32 protein-coding genes and 1 pseudogene are annotated in these 21,062 nt (G+C 59.1%); 29 read left to right on the forward strand and 4 right to left on the reverse strand.

The genetic code is table 11. The features are described 5' to 3' along the window. Nucleotides 1-2: 2 nt before the first annotated feature. The 3 genes and pseudogenes from ACYZTZ_RS18880 to ACYZTZ_RS18890 all read right to left on the reverse strand — a co-directional run bounded on the left by ACYZTZ_RS18880 (nucleotide 3) and on the right by ACYZTZ_RS18890 (nucleotide 1,573). The gene (locus tag ACYZTZ_RS18880; protein WP_461999331.1) at nucleotides 3-692 is read right to left on the reverse strand and encodes a hypothetical protein; all 690 of its coding nucleotides are present in this window, start codon (nucleotides 690-692) and stop codon (nucleotides 3-5) included. A 67-nt stretch (nucleotides 693-759) separates the two neighbouring features. Next, nucleotides 760-981: pseudogene (locus tag ACYZTZ_RS18885) on the reverse strand (terminase); the annotation flags it as partial. A 1-nt stretch (nucleotide 982) separates the two neighbouring features. Further along, nucleotides 983-1,573 (reverse strand): hypothetical protein, encoded by a 591-nt coding sequence (locus ACYZTZ_RS18890; RefSeq protein WP_461999332.1) that lies wholly within the window; start codon nucleotides 1,571-1,573, stop codon nucleotides 983-985. Between the two features lie 160 nt (nucleotides 1,574-1,733). Between ACYZTZ_RS18890 and ACYZTZ_RS18895 the strand changes: the two genes are divergently transcribed. From ACYZTZ_RS18895 to codA, 27 genes are all read left to right on the forward strand, one after another. Next, nucleotides 1,734-2,501: a lambda exonuclease family protein gene (locus ACYZTZ_RS18895; protein WP_461999333.1), complete on the forward strand. Its 768-nt coding sequence runs from the start codon at nucleotides 1,734-1,736 to the stop codon at nucleotides 2,499-2,501. Continuing rightward, complete coding sequence (locus ACYZTZ_RS18900; protein WP_461999334.1) at nucleotides 2,498-3,151, forward strand: hypothetical protein; 654 nt, start codon at nucleotides 2,498-2,500, stop codon at nucleotides 3,149-3,151. Before ACYZTZ_RS18895 ends, ACYZTZ_RS18900 begins: the two co-directional genes overlap by 4 nt. A 9-nt stretch (nucleotides 3,152-3,160) precedes the next feature. After that, nucleotides 3,161-3,472 (forward strand): hypothetical protein, encoded by a 312-nt coding sequence (locus ACYZTZ_RS18905; protein WP_461999335.1) that lies wholly within the window; start codon nucleotides 3,161-3,163, stop codon nucleotides 3,470-3,472. A 24-nt stretch (nucleotides 3,473-3,496) separates the two neighbouring features. Then, nucleotides 3,497-4,108 (forward strand): Lcl C-terminal domain-containing protein, encoded by a 612-nt coding sequence (locus ACYZTZ_RS18910; RefSeq protein WP_461999336.1) that lies wholly within the window; start codon nucleotides 3,497-3,499, stop codon nucleotides 4,106-4,108. Between the two features lie 76 nt (nucleotides 4,109-4,184). After that, on the forward strand, nucleotides 4,185-4,805 hold the full coding sequence (locus ACYZTZ_RS18915; RefSeq protein WP_461999337.1) for a DUF1566 domain-containing protein: 621 nt from the start codon (nucleotides 4,185-4,187) through the stop codon (nucleotides 4,803-4,805). A 54-nt stretch (nucleotides 4,806-4,859) separates the two neighbouring features. Further along, nucleotides 4,860-5,216: a four helix bundle protein gene (locus ACYZTZ_RS18920; RefSeq protein ID WP_093218104.1), complete on the forward strand. Its 357-nt coding sequence runs from the start codon at nucleotides 4,860-4,862 to the stop codon at nucleotides 5,214-5,216. A gap of 211 nt (nucleotides 5,217-5,427) precedes the next feature. Next, nucleotides 5,428-6,588, forward strand: coding sequence for an RNA-directed DNA polymerase (locus tag ACYZTZ_RS18925; RefSeq protein ID WP_461999338.1), 1,161 nt, complete (start codon nucleotides 5,428-5,430; stop codon nucleotides 6,586-6,588). Nucleotides 6,589-6,649: 61 nt separating this feature from the next. Next, on the forward strand, nucleotides 6,650-7,516 hold the full coding sequence (gene phaZ, locus ACYZTZ_RS18930; RefSeq protein ID WP_461999339.1) for a poly(3-hydroxyalkanoate) depolymerase: 867 nt from the start codon (nucleotides 6,650-6,652) through the stop codon (nucleotides 7,514-7,516). Between the two features lie 63 nt (nucleotides 7,517-7,579). Further along, complete coding sequence (locus tag ACYZTZ_RS18935; protein WP_461999340.1) at nucleotides 7,580-7,849, forward strand: hypothetical protein; 270 nt, start codon at nucleotides 7,580-7,582, stop codon at nucleotides 7,847-7,849. 2 nt (nucleotides 7,850-7,851) lie between these two features. Then, a complete protein-coding gene (locus ACYZTZ_RS18940; protein ID WP_461999341.1) occupies nucleotides 7,852-8,172 on the forward strand; it encodes a hypothetical protein in 321 nt (106 codons plus the stop codon). 77 nt (nucleotides 8,173-8,249) lie between these two features. Further along, nucleotides 8,250-8,555 carry a hypothetical protein gene (locus ACYZTZ_RS18945; protein WP_461999342.1) on the forward strand — a complete coding sequence of 102 codons (306 nt, stop codon included), beginning with the start codon at nucleotides 8,250-8,252 and terminating at the stop codon, nucleotides 8,553-8,555. Beyond that, complete coding sequence (locus tag ACYZTZ_RS18950) at nucleotides 8,552-8,722, forward strand: hypothetical protein (protein WP_461999343.1); 171 nt, start codon at nucleotides 8,552-8,554, stop codon at nucleotides 8,720-8,722. Before ACYZTZ_RS18945 ends, ACYZTZ_RS18950 begins: the two co-directional genes overlap by 4 nt. Nucleotides 8,723-8,726: 4 nt before the next feature. Next, nucleotides 8,727-9,257, forward strand: a complete 531-nt coding sequence (locus ACYZTZ_RS18955; protein ID WP_461999344.1) for a hypothetical protein — start codon at nucleotides 8,727-8,729, stop codon at nucleotides 9,255-9,257. A gap of 49 nt (nucleotides 9,258-9,306) precedes the next feature. After that, the gene (locus ACYZTZ_RS18960) at nucleotides 9,307-9,636 is read left to right on the forward strand and encodes a hypothetical protein (protein ID WP_461999345.1); all 330 of its coding nucleotides are present in this window, start codon (nucleotides 9,307-9,309) and stop codon (nucleotides 9,634-9,636) included. Continuing rightward, the gene (locus ACYZTZ_RS18965; RefSeq protein ID WP_461999346.1) at nucleotides 9,633-9,794 is read left to right on the forward strand and encodes a hypothetical protein; all 162 of its coding nucleotides are present in this window, start codon (nucleotides 9,633-9,635) and stop codon (nucleotides 9,792-9,794) included. Before ACYZTZ_RS18960 ends, ACYZTZ_RS18965 begins: the two co-directional genes overlap by 4 nt. 51 nt (nucleotides 9,795-9,845) lie before the next feature. Then, nucleotides 9,846-10,436 carry a hypothetical protein gene (locus tag ACYZTZ_RS18970; RefSeq protein ID WP_461999347.1) on the forward strand — a complete coding sequence of 197 codons (591 nt, stop codon included), beginning with the start codon at nucleotides 9,846-9,848 and terminating at the stop codon, nucleotides 10,434-10,436. Nucleotides 10,437-10,485: 49 nt separating this feature from the next. After that, the gene (locus ACYZTZ_RS18975; protein ID WP_461999348.1) at nucleotides 10,486-10,680 is read left to right on the forward strand and encodes a hypothetical protein; all 195 of its coding nucleotides are present in this window, start codon (nucleotides 10,486-10,488) and stop codon (nucleotides 10,678-10,680) included. After that, nucleotides 10,667-10,879 carry a hypothetical protein gene (locus tag ACYZTZ_RS18980; RefSeq protein ID WP_461999349.1) on the forward strand — a complete coding sequence of 71 codons (213 nt, stop codon included), beginning with the start codon at nucleotides 10,667-10,669 and terminating at the stop codon, nucleotides 10,877-10,879. Before ACYZTZ_RS18975 ends, ACYZTZ_RS18980 begins: the two co-directional genes overlap by 14 nt. Further along, the gene (locus ACYZTZ_RS18985) at nucleotides 10,876-11,286 is read left to right on the forward strand and encodes a DUF3850 domain-containing protein (RefSeq protein ID WP_461999350.1); all 411 of its coding nucleotides are present in this window, start codon (nucleotides 10,876-10,878) and stop codon (nucleotides 11,284-11,286) included. Before ACYZTZ_RS18980 ends, ACYZTZ_RS18985 begins: the two co-directional genes overlap by 4 nt. Continuing rightward, nucleotides 11,283-11,966: a hypothetical protein gene (locus ACYZTZ_RS18990; protein WP_461999351.1), complete on the forward strand. Its 684-nt coding sequence runs from the start codon at nucleotides 11,283-11,285 to the stop codon at nucleotides 11,964-11,966. The genes ACYZTZ_RS18985 and ACYZTZ_RS18990 overlap by 4 nt, the downstream gene beginning before the upstream one ends. Next, entirely contained in the window at nucleotides 11,963-12,271 is a 309-nt protein-coding gene (locus tag ACYZTZ_RS18995) for a hypothetical protein (RefSeq protein WP_461999352.1), read from the forward strand. The genes ACYZTZ_RS18990 and ACYZTZ_RS18995 overlap by 4 nt, the downstream gene beginning before the upstream one ends. Next, nucleotides 12,268-12,489 carry a helix-turn-helix transcriptional regulator gene (locus ACYZTZ_RS19000; RefSeq protein WP_348129465.1) on the forward strand — a complete coding sequence of 74 codons (222 nt, stop codon included), beginning with the start codon at nucleotides 12,268-12,270 and terminating at the stop codon, nucleotides 12,487-12,489. Before ACYZTZ_RS18995 ends, ACYZTZ_RS19000 begins: the two co-directional genes overlap by 4 nt. Nucleotides 12,490-12,552: 63 nt before the next feature. Continuing rightward, nucleotides 12,553-12,909, forward strand: a complete 357-nt coding sequence (gene queD / locus ACYZTZ_RS19005) for a 6-carboxytetrahydropterin synthase QueD (RefSeq protein WP_008152165.1) — start codon at nucleotides 12,553-12,555, stop codon at nucleotides 12,907-12,909. A gap of 108 nt (nucleotides 12,910-13,017) precedes the next feature. Continuing rightward, entirely contained in the window at nucleotides 13,018-13,470 is a 453-nt protein-coding gene (locus ACYZTZ_RS19010) for a GNAT family N-acetyltransferase (protein ID WP_129437084.1), read from the forward strand. Between the two features lie 105 nt (nucleotides 13,471-13,575). Then, entirely contained in the window at nucleotides 13,576-14,406 is an 831-nt protein-coding gene (locus tag ACYZTZ_RS19015; RefSeq protein WP_461999353.1) for an alpha/beta fold hydrolase, read from the forward strand. A 249-nt stretch (nucleotides 14,407-14,655) separates the two neighbouring features. Continuing rightward, nucleotides 14,656-15,927, forward strand: coding sequence for a cytosine permease (gene codB / locus ACYZTZ_RS19020; RefSeq protein WP_056740126.1), 1,272 nt, complete (start codon nucleotides 14,656-14,658; stop codon nucleotides 15,925-15,927). 13 nt (nucleotides 15,928-15,940) lie between these two features. Beyond that, nucleotides 15,941-17,188: a cytosine deaminase gene (gene codA / locus ACYZTZ_RS19025; protein WP_123368400.1), complete on the forward strand. Its 1,248-nt coding sequence runs from the start codon at nucleotides 15,941-15,943 to the stop codon at nucleotides 17,186-17,188. 141 nt (nucleotides 17,189-17,329) lie between these two features. Here the strand turns inward: codA and ACYZTZ_RS19030 are convergent, their stop codons facing one another. Next, the gene (locus ACYZTZ_RS19030) at nucleotides 17,330-18,322 is read right to left on the reverse strand and encodes a diaminopimelate epimerase (RefSeq protein WP_461999354.1); all 993 of its coding nucleotides are present in this window, start codon (nucleotides 18,320-18,322) and stop codon (nucleotides 17,330-17,332) included. A 321-nt stretch (nucleotides 18,323-18,643) separates the two neighbouring features. Here ACYZTZ_RS19030 and ACYZTZ_RS19035 point away from each other — a divergent pair, with 321 nt between their 5' ends. Both ACYZTZ_RS19035 and ACYZTZ_RS19040 read left to right on the forward strand, forming a co-directional pair. Next, nucleotides 18,644-20,221, forward strand: coding sequence for a glucan 1,4-alpha-maltotetraohydrolase domain-containing protein (locus tag ACYZTZ_RS19035; RefSeq protein WP_461999355.1), 1,578 nt, complete (start codon nucleotides 18,644-18,646; stop codon nucleotides 20,219-20,221). A 49-nt stretch (nucleotides 20,222-20,270) separates the two neighbouring features. Then, on the forward strand, nucleotides 20,271-20,927 hold the full coding sequence (locus ACYZTZ_RS19040) for a carboxymuconolactone decarboxylase family protein (RefSeq protein ID WP_461999356.1): 657 nt from the start codon (nucleotides 20,271-20,273) through the stop codon (nucleotides 20,925-20,927). Nucleotides 20,928-21,062 lie beyond the last annotated feature (135 nt).

Here is a 21,062-nt window from a genome sequence, read left to right on the forward strand (position 1 = left end):
CCTCAAGGGTTCACAGTGATTACAGGAAGCCCGGACTGGGCGTTGACGATGTTCAGCACCGGAGCGATGACTTCGGTGGCTTGCAGTGTCTGCGTTGTGGCGTAGTCGATCGTGTAGAACAGGTCGATCCGGTAGAGGTCGGCCTTCTGGAGCTGGTCGGTCATCAGCGAACCGCCAGATCGAACGATTCCTGCCGAGCCGTCGGTAAACGCGATGTTCGTTCCGTCGGACAGCGCCGAGTCGAGCGGGTCAGCCACTGCGGCACGGGCATCCGGCGAGTTGGCCCAGATAATGATCTGCACCATCTGTTCCTGGCGCTTCGTTTCCTTGAAGGCCGTGCCAAAGCCACCGACACGCGTGAAGACGTTGTGCGCCCCCGTAAGCGTGATGACTGGGCCGACGTTAGATGCGCCAGGGATCATCGACGCCAGCGCCGTGGCTGCGGTCGTGAGCGTGTCCGTCACCTGCATGGCGTAGACGTAGTGGGTCCCGTTCAGATTGATCAGCAAATTCTGCTTGCTGATGGTCCCCGACAAGGTCACAACCGCACCGGCGACCGTCATCACGACCGTATGCACCGGCTCTACCAGCGGCTCCCAGCTTCGGCCGATGTAGCGCGTGGTCTTCCGGTCCTTGCCGTGCGGAAAGACGCTGATATGCGCCCACCCAGCCGCAAGGTCAGTTTCAAGCACGTTTGGTACCGGCCAACCAGGGTAAACCCGCACCGGAATGCCCGAAGCGCTCGGCTGACCCGTCCCGTTCGGATAGCGCCGCGTCCAGCTGGATGATGCAGCACTCAGTGGTGAAGCCGAGCTGACGAGCCTTGAGGATGATGTTGCGAGTGTGCAGCCCATCGAAGTACTCGACCTGCTCGTCCGTCATCCGGAAGCGGACCTTCTTGCCCGCTTTGTCCGTGATGAAATAGAGATTGTTCAGCCTCCAGCGCTTATCCCGGAGCAGCTTCAGATGCTCGGGTTTCATGTCAGGCTTCCTTCGATAGATCGTCCATCATTTTGGACAGTTCGTCCGAGTCTCCGGGCTGCTCTTTGTCGTCCAGACCGAATGCCTGGCGCTCAAGTACCTGCAGGTTCTTCATGGCCGACGAAAGCTGAAACAGGGTCTTGGCATTGCTCGGCAGGCTAACGGCGGAATGCATCGTCGCCCGGCGCATGCCGTTACTGTCTTCTTTGGTTTCTTCGTCGATCGCGTCTTCGATCTCTTCGCGCTTGCTGATGGTCGTCAGCAGATCGTCCATCAACAGGTTCGCAAGGTTCGTGGCCTTGCGAATGTCTCGCCGATGACTGCGAACTACCTGGGCGCCTTCCTCTGCGGCTTCCTCGACTATCTCGGCATCCCGCTCGGGGTTCGCACATTGCTCATCGCGAACCTCTCCGCGAACCAGCTTGTTGCGAACCTCTTTGCGCACCTGCTCGGAAAGGTCTCTCGCCCATCCGGATGCCTTGGCTTTCTTACGGATGGCTGTATCGCTGATGCCGTTACGGTCGGCAACTCTCCACCTCTCCACAGGTTGATCATGATCTTGCTCGGCGGTGGGTTTCGCAGGCCGATGCATGCCAAGCGCTGGACGCTCTCCAGTCTATCTGGACAGCCGGCCTCGAAGAGATCAGCAAGGTCAAAGACATGGCCGCATACGAACTGTTCAAGGCGGCGGTAAACAAGCGGAAAACCGAATTGGCACCGCCGGCAGCCAAGATTAAAGAGGGGCAAGCCGCATGAAAATCATTGAGTGCGAACAAGGTAGTGCCGAATGGCATCAAGCCCGAGCTGGCTGCATCACGGCCAGCATGTTCACCGTGGCCCGATCTCGCGTGAACGGCCTGACCGATCAGCAGCAGAAGTATGTGACGGCCATTCTCGCGGGTAAATCCGAAGACCAGGCGCGAACAGCGGCAGACTACAAGGCAGCACCAAAGGCTGACTCTGTGCGCCGAGCAATTGCAGGAGAGCCCGTCGGCGAACCATCCGAAGCCGCACTTAACTACGCGTTCGGCTTAGCTGTTGAGCGGATCAGCGGTGCCGCGTTGGATAACGGCTTTGAAACCTGGCAGATGAAGCGCGGGCACGAACTGGAGCCAGAAGCCAGGATGGTTCACGAACTGAAAACAGGCCTGATCGTTCAGCGGGCCGGATTCGTTACCACCGATGACGGCGTGTTCGGCGCCAGTGCTGATGGCCTGATTGGTGAAGATGGCGGCTCGGAGTACAAATGTTTCCTTGCCCCGGAAAAGCTCAGAACCTTCCATATCGACAACGATGCTAGCGCCATCATGGATCAGGTCCAGGGCTGCATGTGGATTACCGACCGCAAGTTCTGGCACGTCGGCATGTACTGCCCGGCGCTCGAGGTGGTTGGCCGTCAACTCTGGTGGAAAGAGTTCAAGCGCGATAACGACTACATCGAAAAGCTCGAAGAGGACCTGTGGCAATTCAAGCTGCTGGTTGACGGGTATGAAGCGAAACTGCGGAGCAAAGTCGCATGAACGCATACGTGAGTACCGAGCTGAGCATGATCCAGATGCTCGACCCTCAACGCCACGAACTGGCACTGCTTCAGGAGGCCTTCTTAAACAAAGGAGGGACTATTGAGGTGTTGCAGGGCCCGAGCTTTGTGCCACCGCCGGTGAGGAATGAGCCGCCGCCGACGATTAAGGTCGCCAAGCCTTCACCAGTAAAGCCAGTCGCAGAGCTACCACAGCCCACCAAGATGACCCTGCGCGAGATCGAGCGAGAAGAGCGCGCCGCCATCGCCGCCAAGGCCCGTGTCGAACTCGTTGAGCAGGTCAAGAAGCTTTCCGAGACCATGAGCTACGCACAAGCGATGGACCGCACAGGCCTGTCTCGCAAGATCCTGTTCACCATGGCCAAAGAGCACGGATTCAGCTTTCAGCCGGCAGGCTACAGGAACGGATGGAGCGCCAACCGAGGCGTGATCGACGAGACGCTCGACGCCAAGCTGGCCGAGCGCATCAAAGCCTTTCTGGAAATCGGCCTTTCCCGCAACAAGGCTCAAGGCCAGTGCGGAATCACGTTCAAGACCTTCGTCCGCATCCTGAACAAGTTCGGCATCGACTACCCGAAACGCAGAGCAGGCCCTCATCCGGTCTTTATCGCGAAAGAGCCGAAGCAGTAGGAGCGGATCATGGCAGCGGAACAGAAAGATCGCTCAGCCAAGACAGCGGCGAGGCGAAAGACTCGCGGCGAGGAAGAAATCAGGCTGCACTGCATGGCCGGCACACGACAAGCACTGGCTGAACTGATGGCCTGGAGTGGGATCGAGGAGCAAGGCGAGGCCATCACGCTGATGATTCACCATCTTCATGCAATGGGGCCTCAAAAGTCCGCGCCGCTCCTGTCTCCGCCGCGACACGAATACGAGATACCCGAAAACGTGTCGCGCAAATTGGAGCTCGCCTACAACCGCGAAGCCCTGCGCATCTATCACGACGAATAATCACAATCCCTAGCGAGGCATAACATGAAAGCCGAAATGATTACCCTCAAGCACGGCGAGACCACGATCAAGATGCCGGCGTCACAACTGGCAAAACTGGCATTGGCCAGTACGTTTGCCCTGGTGCTCCCGCCGGCGGCGAATGTCCAGCCAGTTGCACCAACCAACATCCCGGCGCTCGGTGCTGAATGGCCCGGCCAAGGCGGCTTCAACGGCGGGCTGGTCGCTGCTCGTGGCGATGTCCCGGCGCACTACCTGATCCTCGCCGCCAAAGACGTCGGCGATCACGAATGGGGCGGCCGCGGCATTGAGTTAAAAGGCCTCAGCAAGACCGACGGCTACATCAATACCCAGGTGCTGATTGGCAACGATGATGAGAGGAAGTATCCAGCAGCCGATGCCTGCGCCGAATACATCGCGGACGGCCATCACGACTTCTACTTGCCGGCCGCTGCCGAGCTGTACCAGGGCTGGTTGAACTGCCCCGAGGTGTTCGCCCAGGACTGCTACTACTGGTCGAGTTCGCAGCGCTCCGCCAACAGCGCATTCCTCATGGACTTCGATGTTGGGTATCAGTACTACTACGTCAAGGGCAACGAGCTCCGTGTCCGCCCCGTCCGCAGATTCTTTATTTAATCCTTCAATCATTCGTTCTTGATCGGCACCGGGCGCAGCAGCGCCTTTTTTGTTGCCTTCGAAAAGAGGAAAGACCATGTCCGCAGCAGCTCAAGCAGCATCAGCAGTGACCATCCCGGAAATCGGCCAGCCCTTCGGCGGCGGGTTCTTCACCGGCATCACCCGTGACCCGGACACCGGCAATCGCTACCTGAACATCACTGCCGGCGCTGCGCACGAACTGGAAGGTGAATGGGGCAGGTACGGCGAGAAGATCGAAGGTGCCGACAGCTTCACCAACAGCCGCTCCAACACCGAGGTGATGGCAGCCGCTGGCAGCGAACTGGCGCAGCAGGTGCTGGCTCTGGATATCGGCGGCTTCACTGACTGGGCAATCCCGGCGCGTGACGTGCAAGAGCTGCAGTATCGCCACTTCAAACCGACCACCGAAGCGAACTGGCAGTACGGCCGCAGCGGCGACAACCCGAACAGCGAGCCTGTCGGTCTGCTGCACACCGAGGATTCACCGGCGCAGACCCCGCTCGCAGCCTTCCAAACTGGAGGCTCAGAAGCCTTCAAGCCAACCTGGTACTGGTCCTCTTCGCAGCGCTCCGCCGACAACGCATTCACCATGGGCTTCGATGGTGGCCTTCAGAACGTCAGCGCCAAGGGCGGCGAGCTCCGTGTCCGCCCCGTCCGCAGTCAATTGATTGATTAATTCGCTTATTTAATCCGGCTGCTTGCGGCCGGTTGCTCTTGGAGAGCGAGCCTCATGGCAATGCACACGGACTTGCAGATCTACAAAGCTTCGCTTGGCCTGCTCCAGATGGCCACGAACCTCACCAGAAACATCCCCCGAGATTTGAAGCAGTCTCTCGGGAAGCGCGTCATCGATGAGTGCATCGACGTGCTGATGTTGATTGCCCGGGCCAACTCGACGCCTGACAAGCGCCCACACCTGACCTTGCTGGTCGAGAAGGTCCAGGTGATCGAGTTCCTGATGCGGCTTTTCAAAGAGAGCCGATTCATAAGCGTCCCGCAGCATGCCAATGCAATAGAGGTCACCACCTCGATTGGCAAACAGGCGAATGCCTGGAAACGCTCCACCCCAACCGCGCCCGCCACCTGAGAGTTACGGCTTTCAGGTCTGTGCGAATTGAATCTGGTCGTGCCGCTGACCTCCGGGTCACCGCCATGCGCATCAGAGATACCGACGGTCTAAAGCGTCCGTGCAGGTCTCGCGCAGTTTCCTTGCTGATCGGCTCTGCCTTCGGCTTGGCGACGTAGATAGCACGATAGGTCGCAGCGCTCCGCCAACAACGCATTCAACATGAACTTCGATGATGGCAATCAGAACAACAACGACAAGAACAACGAGCTCCGTGTCCGCCCCGTCCGCAGATTCGACTGTTGGTCCCTACCCGTTCAGCGAGCTTGTTCAGGCCTACTACGACTGCCGCCGCACGAAGCGCAACAGCGCCAGTGCGTTGGCTTTCGAAATGGATCTGGAGCGCAACCTGATCAATCTTCACGACGACCTGATCGCCGGCACCTACCGGCCAGGCCGCTCGATATGTTTCGTGGTCACCCGACCGAAAGCCCGAGAGGTTTGGGCTGCCGCGTTCCGGGACCGCGTCGTCCACCACCTGCTTTACAACCGAGTGGCGCCGCGCTTCTACGCCAGCTTCATAGCGGACAGTTGCGCATGCATTCCCGGGCGCGGCACGCTGTACGCCGCCACCCGGCTTGAGACGAAGATCCGCAGCGCCAGCCAGAACTGGTCGAAGCCGATCTTCTACCTCAAGTGCGACTTGGCCAACTTCTTCGTCGCGATCGACAAAGAGGTCCTGCGCAAGCAGCTGGCCGCCAAGATCACAGAGCCCTGGTGGTTGGCACTCGCCGAACAGATCCTGATGCACGACCCTCGCGAAGATTACGAGGTGCGCAGCCCGGCCCATCTGTTCAACCGGGTGCCGCAGCACAAGCGCCTCACCGCGCAGCCTGCCCACCTCGGCCTACCCATCGGCAACCTGTCGTCGCAGTTCTTCGCAAACGTGTACCTCGATGCACTGGATCAGTTCGCGAAACACCGACTCGGCGCCAAGCATTACGTCCGCTACGTCGATGACTTCGTGTTCCTGCATGAATCGCCGCAACAGCTGAATGCGTGGAAGGCCGCGGTCGAAGCATTCCTTCCCAGTCTGGGCGCCAAGCTGAACCCGACGAAGACCATCCTGCAACCGGTGGATCGCGGCGTCGACTTCGTTGGTCACGTCATCAAGCCGTGGCGGCGATCAACCCGCAAGCGATCGCTGGCGCAGGCCCTCAAGCGGACCGCCGCCGCGCCCGCCGAGGATCTTCGCGAAACCGCCAACAGCTACTTCGGCCTACTCAGTCAGGCCAGCCACAGCGGAAAAGACCGGGAGAAGCTGGCTCGCGTCGTGCTGAAGCGCGGCCACAGCGTCAACGGCGCGCTGACAAAGACATACCCAAAGAAATAACCCTTCCCCATTTATCGCGCTGAACGCCCTGGCGGGACTTCGGCTGCACGGAGCAATCGAAATGAAGGCGTTTGTTTTCAGCACACTGACTATCGACGGCCAGGCCATCCGTACTGCGGTACGCCCGGGCAAACCACACCTGACGCCGCTTATGGTGTTCAACGGCATCGGCGCGAGCTTGGAACTGGTTCTCCCCTTCGTGCAGGAGCTTGACCCGGATCAGGAGGTGATTGCCTTCGACGTGCCGGGCGTTGGCGAATCTCCTGCTCCACTCCTGCCATACAGCTTCAAGGGCCTATCTAGGATCGTCGCCAAAATGCTGGATGCGCTCGAATACGATCAGGTCAATGTGATCGGCGTTTCGTGGGGCGGCTTTCTCGCCCAGCAGTTCGCTCACGATCACCCGAGACGCTGCGGCAAGCTGATCCTCGCTGCGACTTCCGCCGGCGTGCTCAGCGTTCCGCCATCCCCGAAAGTCTTGGCGCTGATGGCTAGCCCCCTGCGCTATACCAACCCTGAGCACGGGGCGAAGATCGCGCCGGACATCTACGGCGGATCGTTTCGGCATGACAAGGCTCTGGCCACCGCTCACGCAAGCAAGATGAAGTCGGCAGGCGGCCGAGGCTACTACTACCAAATGGCGGCCGTTTACTGGTGGACCTCGATCCACTGGCTGCACCGGATCAAGCAGCCAACTCTGGTACTGGCCGGCAACGATGACCCGCTGATCCCGCTGGTCAACATGCGCATCCTGGCCAACCTGATTCCGAACTCTGAACTGCGCGTCATCGACGACGGGCATCTGTTCCTGATCACGCAAGCCAAGTCTGTCGCGCCGATCGTGACGGCGTTTATGTCGGCGGTCGTTGATGAGTCCAGCGACTCATTGCTCGATTCCGAGTATGAGCGGGTTAGCGGCGCGCTTTGAGCGAAGACCCCCTTTAACGAATCACGCCAGCCAGCGAGGCAGGCGCTTGCCTGGAGCCCCCCCATGTTCACCAAGACCTTCGAGAATATTGGAACCTTTGAAGCGCTATATGCCGCCCAGAAGTGGCTGACCCAGAACGGCTATAGCTACGGATCAAGCTGCGTCATGCATCCGATGCCCGTACTGAAGGGTGACTTCCTGATCGCCAAATGGAAGAACCTGACCAAAAAGGAAATCGCCGCATTGGATGGCGAGGTGAAAGGCAATCTGCGTGAGGGGCCGATCACCGTGCGCCTCAAGGTTGCGCCAACGGGAACACGCACGGAGGAGTGAGCATGACAGCCAAACTATCGCCTGACTCGGTCGGGCTGATTTTCAGCTTGTTTGACGGTGGTGCGGAGACGGTGGCGATTGCTGAATCCGTCGGATGCGCACCCTCAACCGTCGTGCGCTACCTCAACTCAGCCGGGATTGTAATCGGCAGAACAGGCGGACGGCCGAAAGAGATCACCGCCGACTACCTGAGCCTGGCCCTGTCCATGCGGGAATCCGGTGCAACGTGGCCCGATGTGTCGAAGAAGATCGGCTTCCACCAATCAACCTTTCAGCGCGAGTTGCGCTCCATGAGGCTCAATCATGCTCCTGACAATCATTAAGTACTGGCCGGCGCTGTCGGCCCTCGCGGTAGTAGTCGCCTGCTGCCTGTTTCATAACGGCCAATTGGGGGTTTCGGATGAGTGAAATTCAGCGGTATGCAGTCATCGAGACCGCATTGTGTATCGGCGGGAACCTTCACGAAGGTGAGGTGTTAATGGTTCGTGCTGATGAGCATGAACGTGAACTGGCTGCGCTGCGGGAAGAGCTGCACATCGCCAATGAGTATTGCGATTCAGAGCAGGCGTTGATGCAGGCCAAGTTGACAGCCGCCGAGCAGCGGAATGTGGTTATGTATAAAGCCCTGCTTCATGTTGGTTACCCAGTCGATAAAGAGCTGGCACTAGCGGCCCTCAAACCCACCGAATCGGGAGCAAGCGAATGAGCGAACGCGAGGCTTTCATGGCCGCCATCAAACGGATGTGGCTGAATCTTGGCAGACCAGAAGCTTGCTGGGATTCCGTTCACGACTGGGGGCTCTATTTCCGACTTGGTGGCTCCCGCGCTGATGCCGCAGTCGAATCCTTCAACGATGCATTGCAGTGCGAGTGAAGCCATGACCAATAAATTCGAAATCTCGCGGGAGCTGCTGGAGCGCGCAGCCTCTGCAATCGAAAAGCATCACAGCTCTCTCCAGTGGGTTGTCGCATCAGAACTGCGCGCACTGCTCGACAACCATAGCGAGGAACCGCTCGGGGTGGTGGAGCCGGTGGCGCGCGATCATCAGGTAACCGAATTATCTGAATTCATGGGGAGACTGTCTGGCGGGCTAAGACATTTTGCAGGCCAGATAATCGATGCTGGATGGAAGAAAGCTTGTCAGCTGCGAATTCCCCCGATTGGGTTTCGCGATCCTGAATTTACATGGGCAACGATCAGCGCAGAAAATAAAGCCAAAATGGTTGCGCTAGGACATGACCTAAGCTGCTTCTCTGTGCCGCTCTACACCTCACCGCCCGTGCCGGTAGCGGTGGTGCTGCCTGATCGGGAGGACGAGAACAACGACTCCTGTGGTAATGACCCGGCGTGCTGGTATCCGCAAGGCTGGAACGCCTGCCTCGACAAGGTCAAGGAGCTGAATCAATGATCGCCCTCGCCTGGTTCGCCTACGTGTACTGCTACAAGGTACCGAAGTGATGAACAGCAATGAAGCTCGCGCTCTGTTCTCCGGCGCAAACCTCAACTACTCGGTTATCACCCAGAAAAACATGCAGCGGCTTCGGGCGCTGATCAACAAACAGATGAAGGATAGCAGCCTAATAAAAGGCACCTTCAGCTGCCACCAGAGAGCCAAAATCCGCGAAGGCTACGCCGAGATTCGGTGCCGGTCGTTCTACTTCGATAGTCGCGAGGCGGTCACCTTCAACACCGACGGCTTTATCGGGTTCGCAGGCTGGGCTGACGAGGAGAACATCCAGCCGGTGCTGGCTGGGTTTGCTGACTGGGTGAAGGAGATTACGCCATGACCCACCAACCCAAAGGCGGCATGTGTCGCACCTGCGTCCACGCCCACCGCAATTGCAGCCACCTCCCCTTCAGCACCATGCCGGCGCTCGGTCGGGACGCTCAGACCGTGATCGTCCGTTGCACTGAATTCCAGCGCCGCCAGCAACCTAAGCTGTAACCCCCTAATTGACAACTCAAGCCTGCCGGTGACTGCGGGCGAGGAATTTCTATGCCTACCGGATATACGAACGACATTAAAGACGGCATCAGCTTTCAAACTTTCGTGATGAATTGCGCCCGAGCATTTGGCGCAACCATCACCCTCCGCGACGAATCGGGTGGCGGCGAGGCGATCCCCGAGCAGTTCGAGCCGGACAGCTACCACCTTCGGGCGCTCACCACTGCGCGCGAGACGCTTTCCACTCTCGAGTCCATGACCACGGCAGAGTGCGACCTGAAAGCCGCTGCCGAACACACGACCTCCGAAGTACAGCGGCTGTCGCGGATCAAGGAGCTGGACACCCTCCGGCAGCAGTATCAGGAAATGCTGATCTGCGCCGAACAGTGGGTGCCGCCGAGCGAAGAGCATGTCGGCCTGAAGGAATTCATGGTTAAGCAGATTCAAGACAGCATCAACTGGGACTGCGACGTGAGCTTTTACGCCACGCCAACCCCGAACCTAACTGGTCTTGAATGGGCTGAAGCCGCCAAAGAGAAGGCGATCAAAGACATCGGTTACCACAAGAAAAAGCACGCCGAAGAAGTCGAGCGCACTGAGCAGCGCAATACCTGGATCGCCGCACTCCGCAACAGCCTGTAACCACCCGCGCCCACCCCTGCTTGCCGCCCCGCGCGGCCGGAGCATCCCTATGTCTCGCATTGAAGAAAGAGAAGGCTGGAATCTGGCTGATCAGTTGATTAAAGACGGTCGCCAAGTAGACCCGATATTCGGCGGCGTCGAGCGGGTCATCGCCAACATTGAACGCACTGCCGCGATGAGGCCGGAAGGCTATCGGGCGGGCATTCAGAAACGAATTGAGGTAGAGCGCCATGGCAGCCTTTGATGTGCACGAACAGAACACTGGCGGCGCCCCGGGTAAGCTGCTCGACACCATCGACCGCGCCCCAGACATGCGCAAGAAGGACAGCTTCGTCGAGTTCGACGGCGAGATGCACAAGGTTCTGACCGGTATCCGCAATTTCATCATCGTCACCCAAGAGCGCTGGGCGCGGGTGTCGGGTAAAGCCTGGAGAAAAGCATGAGCGAGCACGTACTGAAAATTCACCCGGAACCATTCCACGACCTGCAGTCCGGGGCGAAAACCGGCGAAGTCCGCAACTGCGCAGATCGCGACTTCAAGGTCGGCGACGACGTGCGACTGATGATGATCGACGAAACCGGCAACCCGACTGGCATCGAGATGCAACGGAAAATCACGCACATCCAGACCGGCTATAGCCTGCCCGACGATATCTGCGTGTTGAGTTACGGCCAATTCACCGCCGCCGACATGACGGGCGCGGATTCGAACGGCTACAAGAACGGCTTCGCGGCGGCCATCAAGTCGCTACCAGAGCAGCAGCACTTCACCAACTGGGCGGCCTACACCGCTTGGCGTGCTGCGCAGATTGAAGCGGTCGGAGATTTTGGCGGCGAGGTTCAGCCATGACCGACAAGATGCGTGAAAAGTTCGAAGCGGCTTACGTCGAGAGCATGGTCGATATCATTGGTGAGGGAATCCGCAAGCGAGCGCTCGACAATACCAAGTTCCTCATGCAGAACGGCGATTTCCAAGACCCTGCGCTTCGCTTGGCATTTTGGGCTTGGCAAGAAGCTAGCAAGAAATCGAATACAGAAGTTGATTCGCCACCGGAAACAGGCCACGCCATCCCCCAATGGCTTCGCGACCAATTCGACGCTATCGAGCTGCAAGTTCGGAAGATGGGCGCCGAGGCCGTATTCACCCAGATGCGCACGAAGGTGCAGGCCTACTTTGAAATGCTGCGATCAATAGAGAGCGGCAGGGTCGGCAGGGATCTAGCCACAATCATCCAGCAGAAGAACCTGATTGCTTCCCTGCGCGAAGATCTTCAGGAAGCAATCGCCATTGATTGCGACGACGACGTAATTGAAGCCTGCTCCGAAGTTGAGCGCACCGGTACACCAGGTAGCGTGATCCGCGAGATGAACGATGAACTGGTTGATCTCCGCAGAGAAGCCAACCGCTATCAGCACATCAAGTCGACTTGGCACGACGGCGGCCTGATCGAGCGCTTGGAGGCGAACGTGTTGCCCGAAGACTGGGATGCGACCATTGATGCGGATATGAGCACACAGGTGAAGCCATGACTAATAGCCACGGGCTGGATGTCGATTATTTCAGTCGAAAGATGGAGCGGATGCTGAATGGGGCTGACCGCTACACCCGCAGCGAATGGGCTCGCGAGTGCGCGCGAATGGCGAAGGTAGCCGATGAGGATGTGCTGCTGGAGGATGAGTTTGTCGGCGGGCTACGCAAGGCTGCTGACGAACTGCGTCGCGGAGCCAAATGCCAGGATCTGCACCACAACAAAGCTGACGGACATGAATACGACGAGCCATGCAAGGTGCTGGCACGCATCGACGCCGCTATGAATATCGAGGTGACCCCATGACAAACAGAGCAGCGACAGAAAGCATTGATCGTTTCCTGCGCCTCGACGAGGTGCTTCACACCACCGGCCTTGGCCGTAACACGGTTTATCGTCGCATCAGGGAAGGCACCTTCCCAAAACAGGTTAGAATAGGTCCCAACTCGGTCGCTTGGCGCCAGTCGGCAATCGCTCAATGGATGATCGATCTGACCCCCAGCAACGACCAATCAGTACATTGATCAGTACACCAGAAACCATTCCTCGCTCCACACCCTCTAATATCAAGCCCTACAGGTCATACCGTGGAAATTTTCAAAGAGTTCACCTTCGAATCCGCCCACCGCCTGCCCCACGTTCCGGAAGGCCACAAGTGCGGCCGCCTGCACGGTCACTCGTTCAAAGTGGCGATCCACCTGAGCGGCGACCTCGATCCGCACACGGGCTGGATCCGCGATTTCTCGGAAATCAAGGCGATCTTCAAGCCGCTCTACGAGCGTCTGGACCACAACTACCTGAACGACATTCCCGGTCTGGAAAACCCGACCAGTGAAGTGCTGGCCAAATTCATCTGGAAAGAATTGAAGCCACTGCTGCCGGAACTCAGCGCGATTCGCATCCACGAGACGTGCACCAGCGGCTGCATCTATCACGGCGAGTAAGCCGATCGATCAAAAAACCACCAAGACCGGTGGTTTTTTTATGCCTGTCGTTTCGCCGTCCTCCCCGGTACAGTCGGGCCTCATCCTTGGCCCAAAGGAACCCGTCTGATGTCGCTGCTTATTCGTCCCGCTACGCTTGAGGATATCGCGCAGATCGAAGCCATCGTCGAGGCGGCTTACTCGCCTTACATCGAGCGCATCGGCCGCAAACCCGCACCGATGCTGGATGACTACGCCAGTCAAGTGCTGGCCAGGCGCGTCCATGTACTCGCCCACGAGCAGACACTCAGCGGCTTTGTGGTGTTGATCGACACGGAAGAGTACTTGCTGCTGGACAACATCGCGGTCAGCCCGGCGGTCAAGGGGCAAGGTTATGGCCGTCAGTTGCTGGACTTCGCCGAACGCCACGCACTCGACGCGGGTTATCCATCGATCCGGCTGTACACCAACGAAGCCATGAGCGAAAACATTGCGCTGTACACCCGCCGAGGGTATGTCGAAACCCACCGGGTCGAAGAGAACGGCCTGCGCCGCGTGCACATGAGCAAATCGCTGGGCTGAGCCCACAGTGAACTGCGTTTCGTCAGTAAATGTAAAAACAGCCTTCAATGGCTGTTTTTTTATGCCTATGCTTTTTGGCTCCCCCACGCCAAGAGGACACCCCCAATGACTGACTGGCCGCTGCCGCAGACCTATCGCTTCAACGGGCACTCCGTTCGCTACGCCGTACGGGGTGACGGTCCACCACTGGTGTTCGTGCATGGCACGCCCTTCTCTTCTTACGTGTGGCACCGGATTGCGCCGCACTTCATCACCACCCATCGGGTGCATTACTTTGATCTGTTGGGTTATGGACTATCGGAGAAAATCGACGGCGATGTGTCGCTGGGTGTGCAGAACGACCTGTTGGCTCACTTGCTCGATCACTGGGGTCTGGAACGGCCAGACGTGGTTGCTCACGACTTCGGCGGCGCCACCGCTCTGCGCGCTCACCTGCTGAACGGCAAGGATTACCGCAGCCTGACGCTGATTGATCCCGTGGCGCTGACGCCCTGGGGTTCGCCGTTTGTGCAGCATGTGCGTCAGCATGAGGCGGCCTTCAGTGGCCTGCCCGATTACATTCAGCAAGCGATCGTGCCGACCTATATTCGCGGGGCGATCAAGCGCGAAATCCCGGACGACGAACTCGCGCCTTACGTGCAGCCGTGGCTCGGCGATCCGGGGCAAGCGGCGTTCTATCGGCAGATCGCGCAGATGGATGAGCGTTATACCCGTGAGGCCGAAGGGCTGTACCCGACGGTTCGTTGTCCGGTGCAGATTCTGTGGGGGGAAGATGACCAGTGGATTCCCATTGAACGCGGGCAGGCGTTGCATCAGATGATTCCGGGGTCGCGGTTTCAGGCGATTCCGAATGCCGGGCATCTGGTTCAGGAAGATGCGCCGGAAGCGATCGTCGCGGCGTTGCTGCGGTTTCTGCCGCAACACAAATCCCCCTGAAGAAACCAAATCCACTGTGGGAGCGGGCTTGCTCGCGAAGGCGGTGGGTCAGTGACACTTGTATTGACTGACCCACCGCCTTCGCGAGCAAGCCCGCTCCCACAGGGGACATCTATTCTTTCAGGTGCACCGCTTTGTGCCCTCCCCGCGCCAAACCCGTCGGCTCGGCTATAAATAACTAAGCCTCCCCACGCTTGGCACGACCACTGCAACACGCTCCCGCGTCACTCATTCAGCAAGGAACGCCCCATGACGCAGAACGATCCCGGCAACGATTACCCCCTCAGCGAAGTCCCGATGCATGCCCGCAAAGGCCTGGCCTCCACGGCCATGGTGCTGCTGGGTTTCACCTTTTTTACCGCGACCATGTTTGCCGGCGGCAAGCTCGGTGTGGCGTTCAGCTTCGGCGAGATGATGGCGGTGATTATCGTCGGCAATCTGCTGCTGGGGATCTACGCCGCAGGCCTGGGTTACATCGCCTTCAAGAGCGGTCTGAACTCGGTGCTGATGGGACGCTTTTGTTTTGGTGAAGTGGGCAGCAAGCTCAGCGACCTGATCCTCGGCTTTACCCAGATCGGCTGGTACGCCTGGGGCACGGCCACTGCCGCCGTGGTGCTGGGCAAGTATTTTGAGTTGAGCGAGGGCACCGTTCTCGGGCTGATGGTGCTGTTCGGCCTGGTGTTTTGCGCGACTGCGTATGTCGGTTATCGCGGATTGGAGATTCTGTCGTACATCGCCGTACCGGCGATGATGTTGCTGCTGATGCTGTCGATGTGGGTGGCCACGGTGAAGGTCGGCGGGCTCGACGGTTTGCTCGCGGTAGTCCCGACGGGAACACTGGATTGGTCGACCGCCATTACCCTGGTGTTCGGCACCTTTGTCAGCGGCGCAACCCAGGCGACCAACTGGACGCGTTTCTCCCGCTCAGCACGCGTCGCGGTGCTGGCGAGCCTGATCGGTTTCTTCATCGGCAACGGCCTGATGGTGTTGATCGGTGCTTACGGTGCCATCGTTTACCAGCAACCGGACGTGGTCGAAGTGTTGCTGCTGCAAGGCTTCGCCATGGCGGCGATGGCGATGTTGCTGCTCAATATCTGGAGCACCCAGGACAACACCATCTACAACTTCGCCGTCGCCGGTTGCAACCTGCTGCGCACCGGCCGTCGCAAAACCGTAACCCTGGCTGGCGCAGTGATCGGCACGTTGCTGGCGCTGCTCGGCATGTACGACATGCTGGTGCCCTACCTGATTCTGCTGGGCACCGTGATTCCGCCGATTGGCGGCGTGATCATGGCGGACTTCTTCTACCGCTATCGTGGTCAATACCCACGTCTGGCCGACGCCCGGTTGCCGGCGTTCAACTGGGCCGGTTTGGCCGCCTACGCAGTCGGCACCGTTACTGCGTTCAGTTCACCGTGGGTCGCGCCGCTGGTAGGGATTGCCGCTGCCGCGCTAACGTATGTATTACTGACCGGCGTGCTGGGTGCCCGTACTGCCAACGCACCATTACAAGATCTATAAAAGGATTCGCCTGATGCACATCATCAACGCCCGCCTGCGCAACCAAGATGGCCTGCATGAGTTGCACCTGGAAAACGGCCTGATCAGCAACATCGCCCGACAGACCGAAGCCCCAACCCTGGGCCCCGATGATCTGGACGCCGGCGGCAACCTGGTGGTGCCACCCTTCGTCGAGCCGCACATCCACCTCGACGCCACGCTCACCGCCGGCGAGCCGCGCTGGAACATGAGCGGCACCTTGTTCGAAGGCATCGAATGCTGGGGCGAGCGCAAGGTGACCATCACCGAAGAGGACACCAAGACCCGCGCCAAAAAAACCATCCAGACCCTCGCCGCCCACGGCATCCAGCACGTGCGTACCCACGTCGACGTCACCGACCCGCAGCTCACCGCGCTCAAGGCGATGCTCGAAGTGCGCGAGGAAAGCCGTCACCTGATCGACATGCAGATCGTTGCGTTCCCGCAGGAAGGCATCGAGTCGTACCGCAACGGTCGGGAGCTGATGGAAGAAGCGATCCGCATGGGCGCCGATGTGGTCGGCGGCATTCCGCATTTCGAGTACACCCGCGATCAAGGCGTGAGTTCAGTGAAGTTCCTGATGGACCTGGCCGAGCGCACCGGTTGCCTGGTGGACGTGCATTGCGATGAAACCGACGACCCGCACTCACGCTTTCTAGAGGTGCTGGCCGAAGAAGCCCGCAGCCGCGACATGGGCTCAAGGGTTACCGCCAGCCACACCACGGCAATGGGCTCTTACGACAACGCTTACTGCGCCAAACTGTTTCGCCTGCTCGGGCATTCGGGGATCAGTTTTGTCTCCTGCCCCACCGAAAGCATTCACCTGCAAGGACGTTTCGACAACTTCCCGAAACGCCGTGGCGTGACCCGTGTGAATGAGCTGCTCGAAGCCGGGATGAACGTGTGTTTCGGCCAGGATTCGATCGTCGACCCGTGGTATCCGCTGGGCAATGGCAATATCTTGCGCGTGCTCGAAGCCGGCCTGCACATCTGCCACATGCTCGGTTACCGCAACCTGCAAAGCGCGCTGGACCTGGTCACCGATAACAGCGCCAAGGCCATGAACCTGGGTGATCGTTATGGACTGGAACGCGGGCGGCCGGCGAATTTGCTGATTCTGTCGGCGGACAGCGATTACGAGGTGATCCGCAGCCAGGGCCTGCCGCTGTATTCGGTGCGCGATGGCAAGGTGTTGATGAAGCGGCAGATGCCGGTGGTTGAGTTCTTCGGCGATCAGAGCTGAGATTTGCGTTGGCTGGGCTTGCCTCATCGTCGGATCGCCGCCCGGAGCAAGCTCGCTCCCACATTGGATCTGTGTCGTCCACAAATCCCCTGTGGGAGCGAGCTTGCTCCGGGCGGCGATCCGACGATGGCGATCTAACAATCACCCCATCAACCGCGCCGTACCGAATAACCTGACCCGACTCAACTCACCCTGCTCTTCTTCCAGAAGAATTGGCGCCGAACCGCCAGGCATGACCACCTTCACTTCCCCGGCACTGACCCAACCCACCCGCCACGCCGCGCAAGCCACCGCACTGGCGCTAGTACCCGACGACGCCGTCGGCCCTTCTCCACGCTCAAACACCCGCGCGACGACTCGCCCCTCGGATTCAAGCATCGCCCATTGCAGATTGATCCCCGCCGGGCACGGTCGGCCTTCCCCGGTCGGCATGGCATAAGCGATACGCGTCAACCCATCGGACAACCCCGGTTCGCGCATCTGCTCATTGCCCGGCAATGCATCGGCGTTCTCTAAAAGCGTCACACAATGTGGATTACCGATGCGCACGAACTGGCTTCGAGACCAGGCGGGATCGAGCGCCGACAACGGCTGCACATGGCTGACGTCGCGACCGTTCAACAGCACGCTTTCAACCCCTTCAGCCCCCACCGCGTCCGGCCCGAACGAGGGTTTGCCCAAATCCAGCCAGAAGCCTTTCACACCCTCGATCTCGGCCGGTTTCACCGAAGTGCCCACCGGTGAAACCGCATCAGCCTTGTCGTGATGAACCCTGAGCAAACAAACCTCGTTCCTCGGCAGCAGCCCTTGCTCACTCAGGGCCTGAGAGAAAATCGTCAACCCGTTTCCACTGCGCTCGGCGAGCGTGCCGTCGGTGTTGACGATCAGCAGGTCAAACGGTGGTGAGTCTTGAAACGGGCCGATCAGCAAGCCATCGCAACGATGCGACTTGGCATTGGCCGGCCGCGAATGCGGCGGCCATTCGCAGAATGCATCCACCGCTTGACGACTCCAGGCGGCCCGGGACGATGCGGCGTACCCAACCGTTGTCGGCAAGTCGACACCGGCGCGACGCACCGCTGCGGGAGACACCACGCCATAAATATTGCCGCGTGCATCGTAGAACTGCGCCATGTACCGGTCCTTTTTTATCTGTTGGGTGCGGTGCCCAGAAGGCCATGGCGACTTGCATTGACCGGTTGAGCCCGCCGTCCCATTTTCTACAAAGTACCGCCCCGGCGTCACCCCGAACGTTCGTCGTGGATTGTGCGAAGGGCACTGACAGCCGCGCTCGCGATGGAGGGATCAAGTTGTGCAAAAGGTAAACTCGCACACTTCCCTCTTTTTTATCGCGAAACGATTACCGACACCTGTCACTTATGACAGCAGACAGTCGTTCGAAACCGGCTCAGAGTAAAACCTGACTTGATCGTTCGGAAGACGACTATGAAAAGGATGTCCCTGCTGCCCCTGCTGATACCCCTGGCGCTGACCGGCGCGGTTGTCGCCGATGAAACCGTCTCCGTTCGCAACGGCACAGGAGAAGAAATTCTGTTGCAGGGTTTTCATTGGAATTCCAGTCGCGACGCCGCCGAAAAGTGGTACCCCGTACTGGCTCGCACGGCCGGTCAGATCGGCCGGGACGGTTTCACCGCCATCTGGATGCCGCCGCCCTGGCGCGATCGCTCCAGCTGGGAGGACAGCCGCAAGGGCACTTCAGGCGGAGGTGAAGGTTACTTCTGGCAGGACTTTGACAAAAACGGCCATTACGGCACTGATGCACAGCTCAAACAGGTCGCTGCCGCGTTGAATGTCGCAGGGGTAAAGGTCGTCTATGACGTGGTACCCAATCACATGGATGACAACAAGACAGTCGAATCGCAGTTTCCGAGGGGCCGGAATGAGTGGCGGCATGATTGTGGCGAATGCGATAAGGGCGACTCGTTCATGGATGGCGCTGCCGATCTCAATACCGATAACGAGCACGTATTCGAAACATTCAAAAGGGAGTTCATTAACCTGCGTGACCATTACGGCGCCAAAGGCCTGCGCTTCGACTTTGTCAGAGGCTATACACCCGAAACAGTCAATCGCTGGATGCAAGCCTTTGGGGATCAGCAGTTCTGTGTCGGTGAAATGTGGAAAGGTCCCAGCGAGTACCCGGCCAGCGATTGGCGCAACAAGGCGAGTTGGCAAGACTCACTCAAGGACTGGTCCGACCGGTCCCGCTGCACAGTCTTCGACTTCGCGCTCAAGGAACGCATGCAAAACGGCTCCATCGCCGAATGGCGGCATGGGCTCAATGGCAATCCCGATCCGAACTGGCGCAAGGTCGCCGTCACCTTCGTCGACAACCATGACACCGGTTATTCGCCGGGACGCTACAAGGGCCAACATCACTGGGCATTGCCCGAAGAACGGCGCAATCAGGCCTATGCCTACATTCTCAGCAGTCCCGGTACTCCCGCCGTGTATTGGCCTGACATGTATGACTGGCAGCGCGGCAACCTGATCCGACAGCTGATAAAAATCCGCACGGAGGCTGGCATCAAGGCCGACTCGCCGATCCGTTTTCAGCCTCAATACTCAGGACTAGTGGCAACGACGACGGGCGCCAGCAAAAGCCTGGTCATTGCCCTGGATTCGGATCTGACAAAGCTTCCCCCGGGACTGACCGATCCCGTGCTGACTTGGGATGACGGGAAGATCCGGATCTGGAGCATTGCCGCCGAACACCTGCCCGTCAGTGTTCGCTTCACTTGTGACTACGCCGCGTCCCTTCCCGGTAAAACCGTTTATGCGGTGGGCTCGTCACTGGAGCTGGGGGCCTGGGATCCTGGTCATGCCGTGGCATTGATCAACAAGCCCCCGCAGAACCAATGGAGCGGTTCGATTGACGTGCCGGCGAAACAAGACATCCAGTGGAAATGCATCGAGCGCAATAACGATTCGTCGGGAGCCGTGCGCTGGCAGCCGGGTTCTAATGTCAGCTTCACCAGCGGCACCGACATCGAGACACGAGGCACGTTTTAGATTGGCCATGAAAAGCCAATGTGGTGCAGGTCTGAAAAGTGGGCGCGACATGAGCAGCAAACACCCAAACTCTCCCATGCCCACGCTGTACCGCGAGGGCCGGAAAACCTTTATCGACCTGGTGCCAGACGGAGGCGCCCGTCTGGACGCACTGTTTCGAACGGTCCCGGCCCTGGGAGAGCTGGCGGTCGGCGTTGTTTATGGTTACTTGCATGGCCGTCCTGACTTGGACCCACGTCTGCGCGAAGCGGTATCGTTCGCCGCAATTGTCGCGGCCGGCATGGTGGGGCCACCCTTGAGTGTGCATTTCAAGACGGGGTTGGCTTCGGGACTCGCGCCGGGAGAGATGACGGGAATATTGCTGCAAGCTTCAGCGTTCGCCGGTTTCCCGAGAGCCGTGTCCGCTGCCGACCAGCTCAATCGACTGTTTGATGAAGCAGGAATGGTTTCGCCGCCCCCGCCTGCTCCGCGTGAAGTGGCGCTGGCGTTTTGCGAGCAAGTTCGCAAGGGCCATTCGCCGGTTCCCCTGAGTGCCGCGATCAAACGCCTGTTGCGCCAATCACACCATCTTTCGGTGCAGGCGACAGCGGCCAGAACCGTGATTATTGAGTGTTTCGACGGTGAGCATTCCCTTCCTGCGGCGCTTGTGCATGTTCAGGTGCAAGGGACTCAGGTCGTCGAGGTGACGCGTTATGTTGCCCGTTGACCGACGACGTCTCGTAACCACAGGAAAAATGCATCGACGCTATTTTCAACCGCCAATTTTCCCTTCATCGAGTGAAATCTGAGTGGGATGGTCCATATCACCTCCAACCGGACAATGTCGGCACTTGCGCTCGCT

The sequence above is a fragment of the Pseudomonas sp. LB3P58 genome (genome assembly GCF_054897895.1).